We start from the raw sequence: 14,998 nt of genomic DNA on the forward strand, positions 1-14,998 counted from the left end.
CCTAGCCGCGGCGCCCGCCGCCGCCGCCGGCGCACCGCGCGGGCCGGCGGATCCGGTGCCCCAAGGGGCTGGTGCCCCGCGCCGAAGGCCGCCAGTGAGTCGAATCCAGGCAGGGCGGTATGCGACCCGGACGTCGCGTCGTCGGCCGCCACCAGGACACCCGAGCCGTCCGTCTGCTCGCCCTCTGCGTCCTCGCCCCAGGCCGCGGCGCCGGCCGCCTCCGTCAGCTGGGGGCCGCGCTGGTATTCGGCGATCAGCGCCATCGCGGAGTCGGGCAGGTAGGAATGGCCGCGGCCGGGCTCGGCGCCCGCGGCGTCGAACGAGCCGAGCCGCGCCAGGATCGCCGCGTCCGTCGGCCGGTCGCGCGGCACGCGCTCCAGGCACGCGGCCACGAGCGGGGTCAGGTCGCCAGGCACGCCGGTCAGGTCAGGCGGCTCGGTCGCGAGCCTGACGAGGATGTCCATGATCGTCTCGCCCCGGTAGGGCGGGTGGCCGGTCGCGGCGAACACGAGCGTCGCCCCGAGCGAGAACACGTCGCTGGCCGGCGAGGCCTGCGCGGTGTCCCTGGCCTGCTCGGGCGCCATGTACGCGGGCGTGCCCGCCGCGCCGCGGGTGACGGTGAGCTGGACGCGCTCGGCGGCCCTGGCCACCCCGAAGTCGATCACGCGCGGGCCGTCCGGCGCGACAAGCACGTTCGACGGCTTGACGTCGCGGTGCAGCAGCCCGGCGGCATGGATGGACTGCAGCGCCTCCGCGCAGCCCGCGGCGAGCCAGCGCACCGCCGGGACCGGCAGCGGGCCGCACTGGCGCACCAGCGTGCTCAGCGACGGCGCCGGCACGTAGGCGGTGGCGAGCCACGGCAGGTCGGCCTCCGGATCGGCCTCGACGACCGCGGCGGTGAACACGCCGCTCACCCTGCTGGCCGCCGCCACCTCGCGGGCGAACCTGGCGCGGAAGCCGGGTTCCTCGGCCAGCTCGACCCGGATCGTCTTGACCGCCACGAGGCGCCCGGCGGTCGAGCGGCCGAGGAACACCTGGCCCATCGCCCCGGCGCCCAGCCGTCCGACGATCGCGTAGGGGCCGATTCGCTCGGGGTCCCAGCGGCGCAGCGATCGCACGATCTCCGGTGACACCGTCGCCTGCCCTCCTCCAATGAGTTAGTCACAATCATGCACAATCAACCGCATGACGGGCAGCGAACCGGTAGCGATGCGGTAACGGCGCGGAGACGGCCGGGATCGTTCGGGATGACTAGGGCGGGACACCAAACGCGGACCGGCACCTTGTGCACGGCGGACTTGACCGGTGATTTTATCTTCTCCTACCGTCGATTCCGGATTCCGAAGAAGGAGCGTGCAATGGCTGACCTCGACGTCGTCGTGGCGGGGGCCGGTTTCGCCGGGATCTACGCGGTGCACGCGCTGCGTTCGGCCGGGCTGTCGGTGCGGGCCTTCGAGGCCGGCAGCGGGGTCGGCGGGACGTGGTTCTGGAACTGCTACCCCGGCGCGCGGTGCGACGTCGAATCCAAGGACTACTCGTACTCGTTCTCGCCTGAACTCGAGCAGGAATGGTCGTGGAGCGAGCGGTACCCGGCGCAGCCGGAGGTGCTGCGGTACCTGAACCACGTGGCCGACCGGTTCGGGCTGTGGCCGGACATCCAGCTCGGCACGCGGGTCACCGCGGCCGTCTGGGACGGCGAGCGCGCCGAGTGGCTGGTGCAGACGGACGACGGCCAGCAGCGCACGGCGCGGTTCTTCGTCTCGGCGGTGGGCTGCCTGTCCGCCCATCAGGTGCCCGCGCTGCCCGGCCTGCAGACGTTCGCGGGGCCCTGGTACCACACCGGCCAGTGGCCGAAGGAGGGGGCCGACTTCGCCGGCCGGCGGGTCGGGCTGATCGGCACCGGGTCCACCGGCATCCAGGTCGCGCCGGAGATCGCGGCCGTCGCCGGGCACCTGTACGTGTTCCAGCGGACGGCGAACTTCGCGGTGCCGAACCGCAACAAGCCGGTTGACCCGGACTGGGAGCACGCGTTCAAGGCCGGCTACCGCGAGTACCGCCAGCACGCGCGCGAGTCGTTCCTCGGGGTGCCGATCGCGGGAACCGGACGGCCGGCGCTGGCCGAGCCGCCCGCGCAAGTGCAGGCGAACCTGGCGCAAAAATGGCGGGACGGCGGCGGCATGCCGTTCCTCGGCGCCTACACCGACGTGCTCGTGGACCGGGCGGCCAACGACATCGTGGCCGAGTTCATGCGGGACCGGATCAGGGAGACCGTGGCCGATCCGGATGTGGCCGAGCTGCTCTGCCCGCGGGCCTTCCCGGTCGGGGCGAAGCGGCTGTGCCAGAGCGACGACTACTTCGCGATGTTCAACCGGCCCAACGTGACGCTGGTGGACATTCGCTCCGCGCCGATCGATTCGGTGTGGCCGGGCGGGCTGCGTACCCGCGCGGGGGACTACGAGCTTGACGCGCTGGTGTTCGCCACCGGGTTCGACGCGATGTCCGGCGCGCTCAACCGGATCGACATCCGCGGCGTCGGCGGCGAGCCGCTGACGGAGAAGTGGGCGGCGGGCCCGCGCGCGTACCTGGGGGTGGCCGCCGCCGGGTTCCCCAACATGTTCATCGTGACCGGGCCGGGATCCCCGTCGGTGCTCAGCAACATGGTCGTGTCGATCGAGCAGCACGTGGAGTGGATCAGGGAGTGCATCGGTTACGTGCTGGCCGGCGGCTATTGCGCGGTGGAGGCCAAGCCGTCGGCGGAGGACGCCTGGATGGGGCACGTGACCGAAGTGGCGTACTCCACCCTGTTCCCGCTGGCGGACTCCTGGTATATAGGGGCCAATATTCCGGGCAAGCCGCGCGTGTTCACGCCCTACCTCGGCGGGGTGGGGCCGTATCGCGCGCGGTGCGACGCGGTGGCTTCGGCTGATTATGAAGGGTTCGTGCTCAGTTCCTGACCTATCTTCCTCTTCCCCTCTTCCCCGACTGTCGGAGGTTAGCGGTGAGCGTTCCGGTCAACCCGCAGGCGCAGCAGGTTCTCGACGGCAGGGCGGCCGCGGGCGTGCCGCCCACCTGGGAGCAGACGCCCGATGAGGTGCGCGCCGGGTTCGCGCCGGTGCGCGAGATGATCGGGCCTGGGCCGGCCGTTGCCGCCGTGCGGGATATCACGATCCCCGGGCAGGCGGGCGGCATCCCGGCACGGGTGTATTCGCCGGTGGCCGACCCGCCGGGGACCGTGGTCTACTACCACGGCGGCGGCTGGGTGCTCGGCTCGGCGGACGACTGGGACGCGGTCTCCCGCGCGCTGGCCGTGGCGTCAGGGTGCACGCTCGTGAGCGTGGACTACCGGCTGGCGCCTGAGCACGTGTTCCCTGCCGCGGCGGACGACGCGTACGACGCTTTCGTCTGGGTGGCGTCGTCGCTGGCCGGCGGGCGGCCGCTGGTCGTCGCCGGGGACAGTTCGGGCGGGAACCTCGCGGCGGTCGTGGCGCAGCGCGCGCGGGACGCGTCCGGGCCCGCGCTGGCCTTGCAGGTGCTCATCTACCCGGTGACCGACCACGACCTGTCCCTGCCGTCGTACCGGGAGCACGACGGCACGGAGTTCATCCTGAACCGGCGGGACATGGAGTGGTTCTGGGACCAGTACGCGCCGGACACCGCGGCCAGGTCGAATCCCTACGCCTCGCCGCTGCGGGCCACGTCGCTGTCCGCGCTGCCGCCGGCGTTCGTGCTGACGGCCGGGCACGACCCGCTGCGGGACGAGGGTCTGGCGTACGCCGAGCGGCTGCGGGCCGCGGGCGTGCCGGTCGACCACCGGCATTACGGAACGCAGATCCACGGGTTCTTCACGCTGGTCAACGTGATCGACGACGCCGACAAGGCCGTCGCGGAGGCTGGCGCCGCCATTCAGGCGGCGGTGGGAGGCTGATTTCTGATGCGGATTAACGCGGCGGTCTTCGAGAAGCTGGGCACGCCTTTCGATGTGGCCGAGGTCTCGATCGATTCGCCCGGGCCCGGCGAGGTCCTGGTGCGGATCGTGGCTTCCGGGGTCTGCCACACCGACGCGATCGCGCGCGACGGCGACATGCCGTTCCCGCCCCCGGGGGTGCTCGGCCACGAGGGGGCGGGCGTGGTGGTCGCCGTCGGGCCCGGCGTGGCCGGCGTGTCCGAGGGCGACAAGGTGGTGATCGGCTGGCCGTGGTGCGGGCAGTGCCGCAACTGCCTGGACGGCCAGCCGCGGTACTGCCTGCAGCTCGGGCCGCTGGTGCTCGCCGGCGGCCGCGCCGACGGGTCGACCGCGCTGCGGCGCCTTGACGGCTCGCCGCTGCACAGCCACTTCTTCGGGCAGTCCTCCTTCGCCACGTACTCGATCTGCGCGGCGTCGTCGCTTGTGCCGGTCGCCGCCGACGCGCCGATCGAGATCCTCGGGCCGCTGGCCTGCGGGATCGGGACCGGGGCGGGCGCGGTGCTGAACGTGCTGCGGCCGTTCGCCGGGTCGTCTCTGGTCGTCTACGGGGCGGGCGCGGTCGGCCTGTCCGCGGTGATGGCCGCCCGGCTGACCGGCGCGACCACGATCATCGCGGTGGACCGGCTGCCGTCGCGGCTGTCGCTGGCGCGCGAACTCGGCGCTACCGAGACGATCGACGTGTCTTCGGCGGGGGCTGATCCGGTCACTGCCGTGCAGGAGATCTGCGGCGGCCCGGCCGACTTCAGCCTGGAGTGCACCGGCGTGATCCCCGTGGTCAGGCAGGCCGCCGACTCGGTGGGCATGCGCGGCACGTGCGTGCTGATCGGCGGCGCGCCGGCCGGGGCGGCGTTCTCGCTCGACCACATGTCCACGCTGTGGGGCAAGCGCGTGATCGGCATCCTCGGCGGCGAGGGGCGCAGCGTCTCGCTGATCGGCACGCTGATCGCCTTGCACCGCCAGGGCCGGTTCCCGTACGACAAGCTGGTCACGTCCTTCCCCCTGGAGTCGGTAAACGACGCGCTTGAGGCTTCGCACGCCGGCGACGTGGTCAAGCCGGTGCTGCGCATGCCGGAGTGATACCGGGCATCAGTAGGGGTACCGCTTGGGTCCTTGCGTGTAGCTGCGGCCGCTTGGCGTGGTCCACACATGCCAACCCGGCAGGGGCTGGCTGACGTTCCAGCCCTTGGACTGCTTGACCCGATGGCAGCGGCGGCTGCGCGCGCCGCCGTTGCAGGCGCAGGTGCGGCCGCCCTTGTCGTAAGGGACGGCGTGCTCGAAGTCGGACTCGCGGGCGTGCCGGGAGCACGGCGGGAACGTGCGCGCTTGAGGCCGTTGTCGAGCGGGGATGTGGCTGATACAGGAACGTCCTCCTGGTGCGGTAGTACGGGCTTGGTGTCCCAGACGCAGCGAGGAGGACGTTCCGCGACGGCGACTGCGCCGCACCCGGTACTTGACCCCGCCACGCCCGCCTTAAGTCCCCGGCATTGCGGCTAACCCCACTGCCGGGAGTGAAGGCAACCGGGCCGTTGGCGCAGTCGGCCCGATACGGCCGGGCCGTTGGCGCAGCCGGCCCAGTCAGGCAGGGCCGGGGTAGCGGCCGACGCCACCAGGCACGGCGACAGCCGCCGCCACCACCACCACCACCACCGGCGCCAGCCAGCCCGGGCCACGCCGGCCCCACGCCGGCCCCACGGCTGCCCCGCCAGGCCAGATCACCCCCCAGCCGCCGGAGCAGGCACCCGCCCGGCAAGCCCTGCACGAGCAACAAGACCGCCAGCACAACCACAGCACCCAGCCCCTACCGGGACGAAAACAGGACACGCCGCCGACAGTCCTTGACCCACGCGCCCGCACCTTAACTCCCCGGCATTGGGGCTAAGCCAGGCGCAAGCCGCCGCAGCCTCATCTGTGGAGCATCCAGCGTCTGGCCGGGAAGTCGAACAGCCAGTCGGCCTGGCGGATCGTCGGGTAGCCCAGGATGAGGTCCATCGGGTAGTCCGCCGCGGCGTTCACACCGGACAGGTCCACCGCGACGACCTTGTGCCTGCTGAACGCGCGGCGGCCGATCACCGGGCCGGCCATCAGCAGAAGCGGCGTCTCGACCGCCGCCCCGTGGGCATCGGTGCCCACCGACACGCCGACCCGCCGGAACAGCGATCGATGGCTGAGCCAGAAGGCGCGGTCCACGACGGTGGCACCCGCGCCGCTGTCCCAGCAGGCCCGCCCGCTGACCCCCGGCCACTGCACGTCGACGTAGGGGTGCCCGCGGCGGTCCAGCACGAGCGGCATGTCAGCCTGGACTCCCGGCCGCGGCTCCCGGCCCAGGCCCAGGACACCCGCTTCCAGCCGGAAATGACAGCAGTACTGCCCGAGCACGTCCATGCCAAGCACCTGGGCGAGCCCGCGCTCGCTGCGGGTCACGTCCAGCTCCGCTATCCGCACCGGCCCGACAGCCAGGCCGGTGACGGTCACGAGCGGTTCGGTCACCGTGCTGCCGAAGGCCGCGGATGAGGCATCCTCGCCAACGGGGCGCAGGGTGGCGGTGTACTCGTCGACGTTGAGCTGAGTACGCGCGGCCCCGGTGTCCAGGATGAGGCGGTAGGGACGGCCCGCGATCGTGGCGTCCACGAGCACGGTGGCGAAGTCGGGGTCGTCGGCATCCGGTTCGATGATCAGGGGCACTTGGCGCACGCCTGAGTGTACGGGCGGCGGGGCCACCCCCGTTCGACCGCGGGACCCGCCCCGGGGCCTGGGCAACCTCTCAGGACTGGTTAAGAATTGCGCCGGATTCGCGCCTGCCAGTCGGCGCGTCCTACCGTGTAGGAGTGAGTTCTCCGCAGGTTTCCGTGCTCGTCGTCGAAGACGATCCCGGTATCGCCACGCAGCTGGTCCGCGGCCTGGAACGGGCCGGGTACACGGCGGACAGCGTGGGCATGGGGGCGGACGCGCTGAGCCGGCCCCCCTTCGACGTCGTGCTGCTCGACCTGGGGCTGCCCGACATCGACGGCGTCGACGTCTGCCGGCAGCTGCGGCAGTCCTCCGGCGCGGCGATCATCGTGGTGACCGCACGCGGCGAGGAGGCGGACCGGGTGCTCGCCCTCGACGAGGGCGCCGACGACTACCTGGTCAAGCCGTTCGGGCTCGCCGAGCTCCTGGCCAGGATCCGGGCGGTGCTGCGGCGCGGCCAGCGGCCGGGCGGCGAGCTAATGCGGCACGGGCCGCTCACCGTCGACCTGCGCACCCGCAAGGTGACCGTGCACGGTAATGACGTGGCGCTGACCCCGAAGGAGTTCGCGATCCTCGAGTGCCTGGCCTCCGACCCCGGCCGCCTGGTGAGCCGCCAGGAGATCGTGGAACGGGCCTGGGATGAGCACTGGTACGGACCCACCAAGGTGCTCGACGTGCACCTGGCCGCGCTGCGGCGCAAGCTCGGCGACCCGTCGCTGATCGAGACCGTCTACGGCCACGGATTCAGGCTGGCGGACCAGTGACACTGCGGATCGTTCTCGCCCTGCTGACGCTGACGGCAGCGGTGCTCGCCGCGGCGGCGGTGCCGCTCGCGCTGCAGGCGGCCGATCACGAGCGGGACGCGTTCGTCAACGCCGCGGAGGGCACCGCGCGCTCGATCGCCGCGATCGCGGAGGCAAAGCTCGCCGACCACGCCGCGGACCCACCGCTGACGTCGGCGATGTTCCGGGCCGCCAGGGAGCAGGACGAACTGCTCGTGCTCAACGCCAAGGGCCGGGTGGTCGCGGCGCAGGGCACCCCCAAGGACGAGTGGGGCCGGGTGGCGGCCGAGGCGGAAGAGTCGGGCGGCACGAGCGCCGAGCTGACCAAGGACCGGGTCGTGGTCGTCGAGCCGGTCTGGTCGGGGGGGAGGATCCAGAGCGCCCCTGTCGGCCTGGTGATCCTCGAGCGGCCGCTGGATCCGCTCAACCAGAACATCGAGGAGCTGTGGCTGTACCTGGCGGCGCTCAGCGGCGCGGCGATGGCCGCCGCGGCGCTGATCGCGGTCTACTTCGCCCGCTGGGTGAGCAAGCCGCTGGCCCGGCTGGACACCGCGACGCGGCAGATCGCCGACGGCGAGCTCACGGTCCGCGCGCGGACCGGGTCCGGCCCGCCGGAGCTGCGCCGCCTCGCCGCGACCTTCAACATGATGGCCGGGCGCCTTGAGACGCTCGTGCACGGGCACCGGGCCGTGCTCGCCGACGTCTCGCACCAGCTGCGCACCCCGCTGACCGCCCTGCGGCTGCGCCTGGACCTGCTCGCCGCGGACTCCGCGCCCAAGGACGCCGACGAGTTCGCCGGGGCGCAGGAGGAGATCGCCCGGCTCTCCCGGCTGGTGGACGGGCTGCTGGCCACCGCCAGGGCGGAGAGCATGACCGAGCAGCTTGAGAACATCGACGTGGTCGCGGCGGTCTCGGAACGGGTCGCGGCCTGGCAGCCGGTAGGCGACGCCCACGGCGTCAAGCTCGTGGCCGAGACGCCTGAGGAGGCCGGCTCAGGCAGGAGCCCCGACCGCCCGCTCGTCGCGCTCGGCTCGGGGCACCTGGAGCAGATCCTGGACAACCTGCTTGACAACGCGATCGACGCGCTCGGCGACGAGGGCGGCAGCGTCGTCGTGTCCGTTGCCCGATCCGCCGCGGGCACCACGATAACCGTCGCGGACGACGGCCCCGGGATGACACCGCAGGAACGGTCCCGGGCGTTCCTGCGCTTCTCAAGCGGCAGCGCGAGCGGCACCGGCCTGGGCCTCGCGATCGTGCACCGGCTGGTCGCGTCCAACGGCGGCACGGTCAGGCTTGACACCACTCCGGGCGGCGGCCTGACCGTCGTCCTGCAGTTCCCTGGCACGGCCCTGTACGAAGGCAGCGGCCAGGCCACGTCGTAGAATCCACAGGGTGGCACAGACTCAGCCATGGTGGAAGCCTGTCTGGTCGGTTCCCGCCGCGCTGCGCGCCATCCGGGCCTGCGTCGTCGTGCCGGCCCTGTTCGCGCTGGCGTACAAGGTCCTGGCCGACCCGCAGACGGCGTTGTTCGCGACGTTCGGGGGGTTCGCGACGCTGGTCGTCGCGAACTTCGGCGGCACGAGGAAAGACAAGCTCATCGCCCACGCGGGCCTCGCCGTCGTCGGCAGCCTCGCGCTCATCATCGGCACCCTCGTCAGCGCCACCACCTGGCTCGCCGCCCTCGTCACGGTCCCGGTGGCGTTCGCGATCTTCTTCGCCGGGGTCGCCGGCCCGAACGCCGTCTCCGGCTCCACCGCGGCCATGTTCGCTTATGTGCTCCCGGTCGTCTCGGCCGGCGGCGCCGGCACCATTCCCAGCCGGCTGGAGGGCTGGTGGCTGGCGTCGGTGGCCGGCACCGCCGCCGTGCTGCTGCTGTCCCCGCCGGCCCAGGGCGACCGGCTCCGCGCCGCGGCGGCCGAACTGGCGGGCGAGCTCGCCAGCCGCGTCAACGCCGCCGCGGACGGCCAGGTCACGCAGCCGCAGATGATGCGGGCGGCCAAGGAGAAACTGCGGGCCGCGTTCGCCGCCGCGCCGTACCGGCCGACCGGCCTGGCGGCACCCGCCCAGGCGCTGGCCAGCCTGGTACAGCTGCTCGACTGGGGCGGCGCGCAGGTCGGCGACGCCTTCGACGGGCACGTCGCCATGACGCAGACGTGCGCGGAGGATCGCGACCTGCTGCGCGCGGCCGCGGCGCTGTTCGGCGACGCGCGGGCGCTGCTGTCCGGAGGGGAGGCGGATCCGGATTTCGCGCGGGTCGAGCAGGCGCGCGCCAGGTCCGCCAGACATCTGCGCGATCTGTCGGGCCGCGACGGCGAACCGGATGCCCGGATGGCCGCGGCGCACGCCGTGCACTCCCAGGCGATCGCGGTCATCGCACGCGGCGCCGCCGCCGAGGCGCTGGTCGCCGCCCGCCGGGCCGACCCGCAGACGATAGCCGCCGAGCGCCGCAAATGGTACGGACTGGACCTGGCCGGACCGGCCGCCGCCAGCGGACCGCCCGCGGCCGGCGCCGCACAGGAAACCCCCGGCACAGCGCGCACCACCGTAGCCACGCCTGTCCCTGTTAGCCCGAACGGACAGGGCCGCCTGCCCAGCCTCAGCTCCTCCCCGAAGGCGGCCGGCCTCGCGCAGGCAGCGTTCGTGGTCTCAAGACACGCCACGGTCCGTTCTGTATGGTTCCTCAATAGCCTGCGCGGCGCGCTCGCCCTTGCAGCGGCGGTCGCGGTCGCGGACCTGTCCACCTTGCAGCACGGGTTCTGGGTCGTGCTCGGCACGCTGTCTGTGCTGCGGACCAACGCGGCGTCGACCGGGGCGACGGCATGGCGGGCGCTGGCGGGGACGGTCGTCGGGTTCGCGGTGGGCGCGGCGCTGCTGCTCGCGATCGGAACCGCGCACACGTCGCTGTGGGTGGCGCTGCCGGTCGCGGTGGCCGTCGCGGCGTACGCGCCGGGGACTACCCCGTTCCTGGTGGGGCAGGCTGCGTTCACCGTGACGATCGTGGTGCTGTTCAACCTGCTCGCTCCGGTCGGCTGGCGGGTCGGCCTGCTGCGGGTCGAGGACGTCGCGATCGGCTGCGGGGTCAGCCTGGTGGTCGGCGTGCTGTTCTGGCCGCGCGGCGCGTCGTCGGTGGTGGGGGACGACCTCGCCGACGCGTTCCGGCGCGGGGCGGAATTCCTGACCCAGGCGGTGGAGTGGGCGCTGAGCGAGCTGATGGTGCCGCCGACCGCGGCGGCGGCCGCCGTGGGCGCGGGCATCCGGCTGGACGACGCGGTGCGCGGCTTCCTCACCGAACAGGGCAGCAAGCGGGTCAGCAAGGATGACCTGTGGACGCTGGTGAACGCGTCGACACGGCTGCGGCTGAGCGCGCATGCGCTGTCGCTGCTGCGGCCGGAAGAGACGGCTCCCGGCGTCCCGGCGGGGACGGCGTGCCTGCCGCTGGCCGGGTCGCAGGAGTACGCCGGCGCGCCCGCGTGCGTGACGCTGCGTTCGGCGGCGGCAGGGCTGGCCGGGTTCTACGGGCAGGTAGCGGACGAAGTGGCGCGCCCGGCGCGTGCGGGACGCCTTGGGCGGGAGGAGCGCTCGGGGCGCCCGGGGCGGGAGCGGGGAACGGGGCGCGCGGGTGAACCGCCGCTGATCTCCCCGCCGCCGGTTATCGGGCCCGCGGTGCCCCGGCAAGGGGGAGCGGCGGCCGCAGGTGGCGCGGCTGGCGCGGCTGGCGGGGCTGCGGCGGACGGGGTGCCCGGGGCGTCCGGGGCGGACGGGGCGCCCGGGGGCGCGGTTGCCGATGGCAGGGTAGTCACCGATCAGCTGTCGCACCCGCACCTGCTGTGGGTGCAGGAGCATCTGCGTCACCTGAGCCAGAGCGCGCAGACGGTCAGCGAGCCGGCGAGGCGGATGGCGGAGGTCCGTCGCCGTCCCTGGTGGCGGTAGTCCGCGCTGAGACCGGACGCGGCCAGCCCGGCTTAGTCGTTGTCGTACTCGTCGTGGCGGCGCCACCACATGCCGGATTCGTTGCGGCCAAGTGGCGCGCGGTCGAGCCACTGGTACATGCCCCACAGGATGTCCAGCCCGCGCGCGTACGTGGAGTAGGCGTGGTAGACGGCGCCGTCCTGCAGCGCGAACGCGCTCATGCCTGGCCCCTCACGCCGGTACGTCTCCCAGTTGGTGCCGACGATCGACTCGGTGAAGGCGTCGCTGGCGGCTTGTTCGCCGGCCGCCGGGCGCAGGTCCTGCTCGCCGAAGTTGTACCTGACGGCTCCCGCTGCCCACTCCTCCTTCGTGTGCGCCACCCCGAAGTCGAAGTTGAAGTCGCTGCCGTAGGCAGACGCCCACGGGAAGGTCCATCCCATCCGCCGCTGGTACGCCCGGATCTTCTCCAGCGGGGCCCGCGAGACCGCGCAGAGCGTGACGCCGTGGCCGGCGAGGTGAACGGCGAAGCCGTTGAAGCCGTCGGCGATCGCCGAGCAGGACGGGCATCCGGCGCGGTAGTCGGGGCCGAACATGAAGTGGTAAACGAGCAGCTGCGAGCGTCCGCCGAACAGGTCGGCGAGCGACGCCGCTCCCTCGCCGGTCTCGAAGCGGTAGTCCTTGTCGACCCGGACCCAGGGCAGCTCCTGCCGCCGCCGGGACACCTCGTCGCCGCGCCGGGTCAGCTCCTTCTCCGCGTCAAGCAGCTCCAGCCGGGCGGCGAGCCACTCCTCGCGTGTTCCGGTCTTGTGACTGGTCATCGCCTGTCTCCTTCTCTTGTGCCTGCAGGTCCGCTGGCCTGCTGGTCGAGGTGACCTTTCAGTGCGCCGAGCGGGCCGTCCCAGTCGCGCGCGAGCGCGGCAAGGAACTGCTGCGCCACCTGCATCGGCGCCGAGCGCAGCCGGTACCTGACCCGGCGCCGCTCCCCCCGCTCGGCCGTCACCAGGCCGGCCTCGGCCAGCAGCGCCAGATGCTTGGCGATCGCCTGACGAGTGATCGGCAGCCGGGTGGCCAGGTCGGTGGCGGTGGCCGGCCCACCGGAGGCCAGGGCGGCAAGGATGGCGCGCCGGCTCGGGTCGGCCAGGGCGGCGAAGACCTGCTCGGCGATTGCCTCGATGTCAGGCGGCGGCATCGAGGTAGTCGGCGAGCTCGGCAAGCTCGCTCGCCCACCCGGCGGTGTTGCCCTCGTAGGCCGTGCGATGGGCGTCCTCGGGAAGCTGCGCGAAGCCGGATTCAACCACGGTCAGCCGCGTGCCCGCGTCGGTCGGCTCCAGCGTGAACTCGACGTAGGTGCGGCGCGGGTCGCCCTCGGGCAGCCCGTAGATGTGCCAGGTGAAGCCGAACACCGTCGGCTCCTCCACGCGTTCCACCCGCATGTCGGCGGTGTGGCCGCTGTCCCACTTCAGCCAGGCCGAGCCGCCCGGGCGCAGGTCGATCCTCGCCTCCTGGCCGAACCAGGCACTCAGCCCCTCGGCCGTGGTCAGCGCCGCCCACACCTTGGCCGGCGGCTGAGCGATCTCGATGGTCCGCTCGATGCGATCAGGGAACGCCACGACTGCCTCCCGCATGTAGCAACTATCTGATTGCGATCATATGGCAACCAGAGGGTTGCGTCAACTGGCCCCGCTATGCCCGGGGACAAATAGACATATATGCTGCTCTGTCATGGATCGTGACGACATCGACGGCATCGTGAACGCCGCCGCGCGCATGGCGTTCGAGGGCATCGTGCAGCTGTCCTACACGCCCGCCGAACAAGAGCGGCTGGAACACGCGGCCCGCACGGGCCAGTGGCTGCCGCTTCCGCCGTCCGGGACGTGAGTGACTGCCGGGATCCCGCATAGCGGCCCATCGTGCTAGTGCCATGGGCCTGTGCCCTGATAATGCCACTATTACGAAGACTTTTTTCATCATGTAGAGATTTTTTGGATGTGGGTGCAAAATGCCTTCGCCCTGAAAAGAGTCTTCGCGATCATGGTCCCAGCTCACCGGGCCGATCGAGTTCGAGTGCCAGGTGATGCGCATCCAGGACACCGGCCAGCAGCTGATCGCCTACGTCGCCGCGCCCGGCTCGGCCGCGGCGGCGGCCTTCCGGCGGCTCGCGGCGCGGTCCCGGAAACAGTCACTGGCCGATCACGTGGCATCATTAAAGGAGCGGGGGGCATGGTTACGCGCGTAGGGGGTAGTAGGGTGCGATACCCGGCCGGTTACTTTCAGTAGTATTCAGGATCGCCAGCAATCGCAGGCAAGTCGCTAGTAGTCTCAATTTCGGCATCTCGCTCGCCTTCCCCATTGACTGGACGCATTACGGGGCGTGAAGGCGGATCGGTGCTCTTTCACACACGAAGGGGACAAATGGCGCCGACGATTGGCATCACCACTTACCACACCAGCGCCAACTGGCGTGGCTGGTCGGAGGATGGTGCCTTGCTGCCGTGGAGGTACGTGACCGCGATCAGGAACGGCGGGGGCCGTCCGGTCCTGCTCCCGCCGGGTGGTGACGCCGCGGAGGCCGAGGCTACCGTAGCGGTGCTCGACGGGGTGGTGATCGCCGGCGGCGCCGACATCGACCCCGCTATCTACGGTGCCTCCAGGCACCCCAAGACGGCCGTGACCGCACCCGACCGCGACCGGTGGGAGCTCGCGATCGCCGAGGCGGCGATCCGGATGAGGGTGCCGCTGCTCGGCATCTGCCGCGGCATGCAGGTGCTGAACGTCGCCTGCGGCGGCACGCTGGTGCAGCACGTCCCCGACCTGGTCGGCCACGAGGCGCACAGCGGCACGACAGAGGGGTTCGGCACGCACAAGGTCCGCGTCACCAGCGGGCGGACGGTCGCCGGCATCCTGCCTGGCGCGGAGTACTTCGAGGTGCCGACCCACCACCATCAGGCGGTGGACAAGCTCGGGGACGGCCTTACCGCGGTCGCCTGGGCGGACGATGGCATCATCGAGGCGGTGGAGGCCGCCACCCCGGATGGCTTCATCGTGGGCGTGCAGTGGCACCCCGAGCAGGGGGAGGACATGCGGCTGTTCGCCGCCCTGGTCGCGGCCGCCGAAATGTACGCGTCCGAACAGGCGGTGCAGTCCTTCCCGCCGCTGCTCGCCGGCGCCTGAGCGTTTCAGGCGCGGGCGGTGATCAGGACGACGATCAGCAGCGTCACGGCCGCGCCGGCCGCGTGCACGAGAAGCAGGCGGGGCGAGAAGGACAGCGTGTCGGGGCGGGACCGCCTGGCGGCGCGGGCGGTGCTGACGGCCCAGGACAGGCCCGCGCAGATCGCGCCGAGCACCAGGCCGAAGCCGATGGCGGCGAACACCCGGTCGCGGCTCATCACGTAGGCGATCCAGATGCCGAGGCCGACGATCGCGAGCGCCGGGTGGGCGAACTCGGCGAGGGCGCGCAGGCCGGGCAGCGGCTCGTTCTTGGCTCGCGTGAGCGACGGCGGGTCGAAGCGGTCCTTGTCGCGCCGGGGCCTTGCCGCGGGTGCGGGCGCGGTCACCGAGGCCGGGGCCGGACGGGCCGGTGCGACCGCCGTGGCGTCGGCCTGGGGCGCGGCGGCAG

The 14,998-nt window shown here is 72.3% G+C and carries 13 protein-coding genes and 1 pseudogene; 8 read left to right on the forward strand and 6 right to left on the reverse strand.

Going from position 1 to position 14,998, the window contains the following annotated elements; translation table 11 throughout:
* A partial coding sequence (locus Q1N79_RS13770) for a serine/threonine-protein kinase (protein WP_300609072.1) occupies positions 1-1,133 on the reverse strand: 1,133 nt, incomplete at its 3' end.
* Positions 1,134-1,358: 225 nt separating this feature from the next.
* Here Q1N79_RS13770 and Q1N79_RS13775 point away from each other — a divergent pair.
* Genes Q1N79_RS13775 through Q1N79_RS13785 form a run of 3 tightly spaced genes read left to right on the forward strand, consistent with a single transcriptional unit; the run spans position 1,359 to position 5,041 of the window.
* Positions 1,359-2,954 (forward strand): NAD(P)/FAD-dependent oxidoreductase, encoded by a 1,596-nt coding sequence (locus Q1N79_RS13775; protein WP_300609074.1) that lies wholly within the window; start codon positions 1,359-1,361, stop codon positions 2,952-2,954.
* A gap of 44 nt (positions 2,955-2,998) precedes the next feature.
* Entirely contained in the window at positions 2,999-3,925 is a 927-nt protein-coding gene (locus tag Q1N79_RS13780; RefSeq protein WP_300609076.1) for an alpha/beta hydrolase, read from the forward strand.
* Between the two features lie 6 nt (positions 3,926-3,931).
* Entirely contained in the window at positions 3,932-5,041 is a 1,110-nt protein-coding gene (locus tag Q1N79_RS13785; RefSeq protein ID WP_300609078.1) for an NAD(P)-dependent alcohol dehydrogenase, read from the forward strand.
* Between the two features lie 825 nt (positions 5,042-5,866).
* Here the strand turns inward: Q1N79_RS13785 and Q1N79_RS13790 are convergent.
* Positions 5,867-6,655 carry a retropepsin-like aspartic protease gene (locus Q1N79_RS13790; RefSeq protein ID WP_300609080.1) on the reverse strand — a complete coding sequence of 263 codons (789 nt, stop codon included), beginning with the start codon at positions 6,653-6,655 and terminating at the stop codon, positions 5,867-5,869.
* A gap of 134 nt (positions 6,656-6,789) precedes the next feature.
* On the opposite strand from Q1N79_RS13790, the gene Q1N79_RS13795 reads away from it, so the two are divergent.
* Genes Q1N79_RS13795 through Q1N79_RS13805 form a run of 3 tightly spaced genes read left to right on the forward strand, consistent with a single transcriptional unit; the run spans position 6,790 to position 11,403 of the window.
* Positions 6,790-7,455: a response regulator transcription factor gene (locus tag Q1N79_RS13795; protein ID WP_300609082.1), complete on the forward strand. Its 666-nt coding sequence runs from the start codon at positions 6,790-6,792 to the stop codon at positions 7,453-7,455.
* Entirely contained in the window at positions 7,452-8,855 is a 1,404-nt protein-coding gene (locus Q1N79_RS13800; protein ID WP_300609084.1) for a HAMP domain-containing sensor histidine kinase, read from the forward strand. Before Q1N79_RS13795 ends, Q1N79_RS13800 begins: the two co-directional genes overlap by 4 nt.
* Before the next feature lie 10 nt (positions 8,856-8,865).
* Positions 8,866-11,403: an FUSC family protein gene (locus Q1N79_RS13805; RefSeq protein ID WP_300609086.1), complete on the forward strand. Its 2,538-nt coding sequence runs from the start codon at positions 8,866-8,868 to the stop codon at positions 11,401-11,403.
* 32 nt (positions 11,404-11,435) lie between these two features.
* Here the strand turns inward: Q1N79_RS13805 and Q1N79_RS13810 are convergent, their stop codons facing one another.
* Genes Q1N79_RS13810 through Q1N79_RS13820 form a run of 3 tightly spaced genes read right to left on the reverse strand, consistent with a single transcriptional unit; the run spans position 11,436 to position 13,007 of the window.
* The gene (locus Q1N79_RS13810) at positions 11,436-12,200 is read right to left on the reverse strand and encodes a DUF899 domain-containing protein (protein ID WP_300609088.1); all 765 of its coding nucleotides are present in this window, start codon (positions 12,198-12,200) and stop codon (positions 11,436-11,438) included.
* Entirely contained in the window at positions 12,197-12,571 is a 375-nt protein-coding gene (locus Q1N79_RS13815; protein WP_300609090.1) for a helix-turn-helix transcriptional regulator, read from the reverse strand. Before Q1N79_RS13815 ends, Q1N79_RS13810 begins: the two co-directional genes overlap by 4 nt.
* Positions 12,558-13,007 (reverse strand): SRPBCC domain-containing protein, encoded by a 450-nt coding sequence (locus Q1N79_RS13820; protein WP_300609092.1) that lies wholly within the window; start codon positions 13,005-13,007, stop codon positions 12,558-12,560. Before Q1N79_RS13820 ends, Q1N79_RS13815 begins: the two co-directional genes overlap by 14 nt.
* Before the next feature lie 97 nt (positions 13,008-13,104).
* Between Q1N79_RS13820 and Q1N79_RS13825 the strand changes: the two genes are divergently transcribed.
* A complete protein-coding gene (locus Q1N79_RS13825; protein ID WP_300609094.1) occupies positions 13,105-13,260 on the forward strand; it encodes a hypothetical protein in 156 nt (51 codons plus the stop codon).
* A 534-nt stretch (positions 13,261-13,794) separates the two neighbouring features.
* Positions 13,795-14,553, forward strand: coding sequence for a gamma-glutamyl-gamma-aminobutyrate hydrolase family protein (locus Q1N79_RS13830; RefSeq protein WP_300609096.1), 759 nt, complete (start codon positions 13,795-13,797; stop codon positions 14,551-14,553).
* A 5-nt stretch (positions 14,554-14,558) separates the two neighbouring features.
* Here the strand turns inward: Q1N79_RS13830 and Q1N79_RS13835 are convergent.
* Positions 14,559-14,998, reverse strand: a pseudogene (locus tag Q1N79_RS13835) (hypothetical protein); the annotation flags it as partial.

Origin of the sequence: Trebonia sp. (genome assembly GCF_030042015.1) — a bacterium.
Classification (GTDB): domain Bacteria; phylum Actinomycetota; class Actinomycetes; order Streptosporangiales; family Streptosporangiaceae; genus Trebonia.

Bases quoted from the DNA above. Each gene is read 5' to 3' on its own strand.
- Q1N79_RS13815 (WP_300609090.1), bottom strand. From the start codon at position 12,571: ATGCCGCCGCCTGACATCGAGGCAATCGCCGAGCAGGTCTTCGCCGCC.
- Q1N79_RS13820 (WP_300609092.1), bottom strand. From the start codon at position 13,007: ATGCGGGAGGCAGTCGTGGCGTTCCCTGATCGCATCGAGCGGACCATC.
- Q1N79_RS13830 (WP_300609096.1), top strand. From the start codon at position 13,795: ATGGCGCCGACGATTGGCATCACCACTTACCACACCAGCGCCAACTGG.
- Q1N79_RS13785 (WP_300609078.1), top strand. From the start codon at position 3,932: ATGCGGATTAACGCGGCGGTCTTCGAGAAGCTGGGCACGCCTTTCGAT.
- Q1N79_RS13825 (WP_300609094.1), top strand. From the start codon at position 13,105: ATGGATCGTGACGACATCGACGGCATCGTGAACGCCGCCGCGCGCATG.
- Q1N79_RS13810 (WP_300609088.1), bottom strand. From the start codon at position 12,200: ATGACCAGTCACAAGACCGGAACACGCGAGGAGTGGCTCGCCGCCCGG.
- Q1N79_RS13775 (WP_300609074.1), top strand. From the start codon at position 1,359: ATGGCTGACCTCGACGTCGTCGTGGCGGGGGCCGGTTTCGCCGGGATC.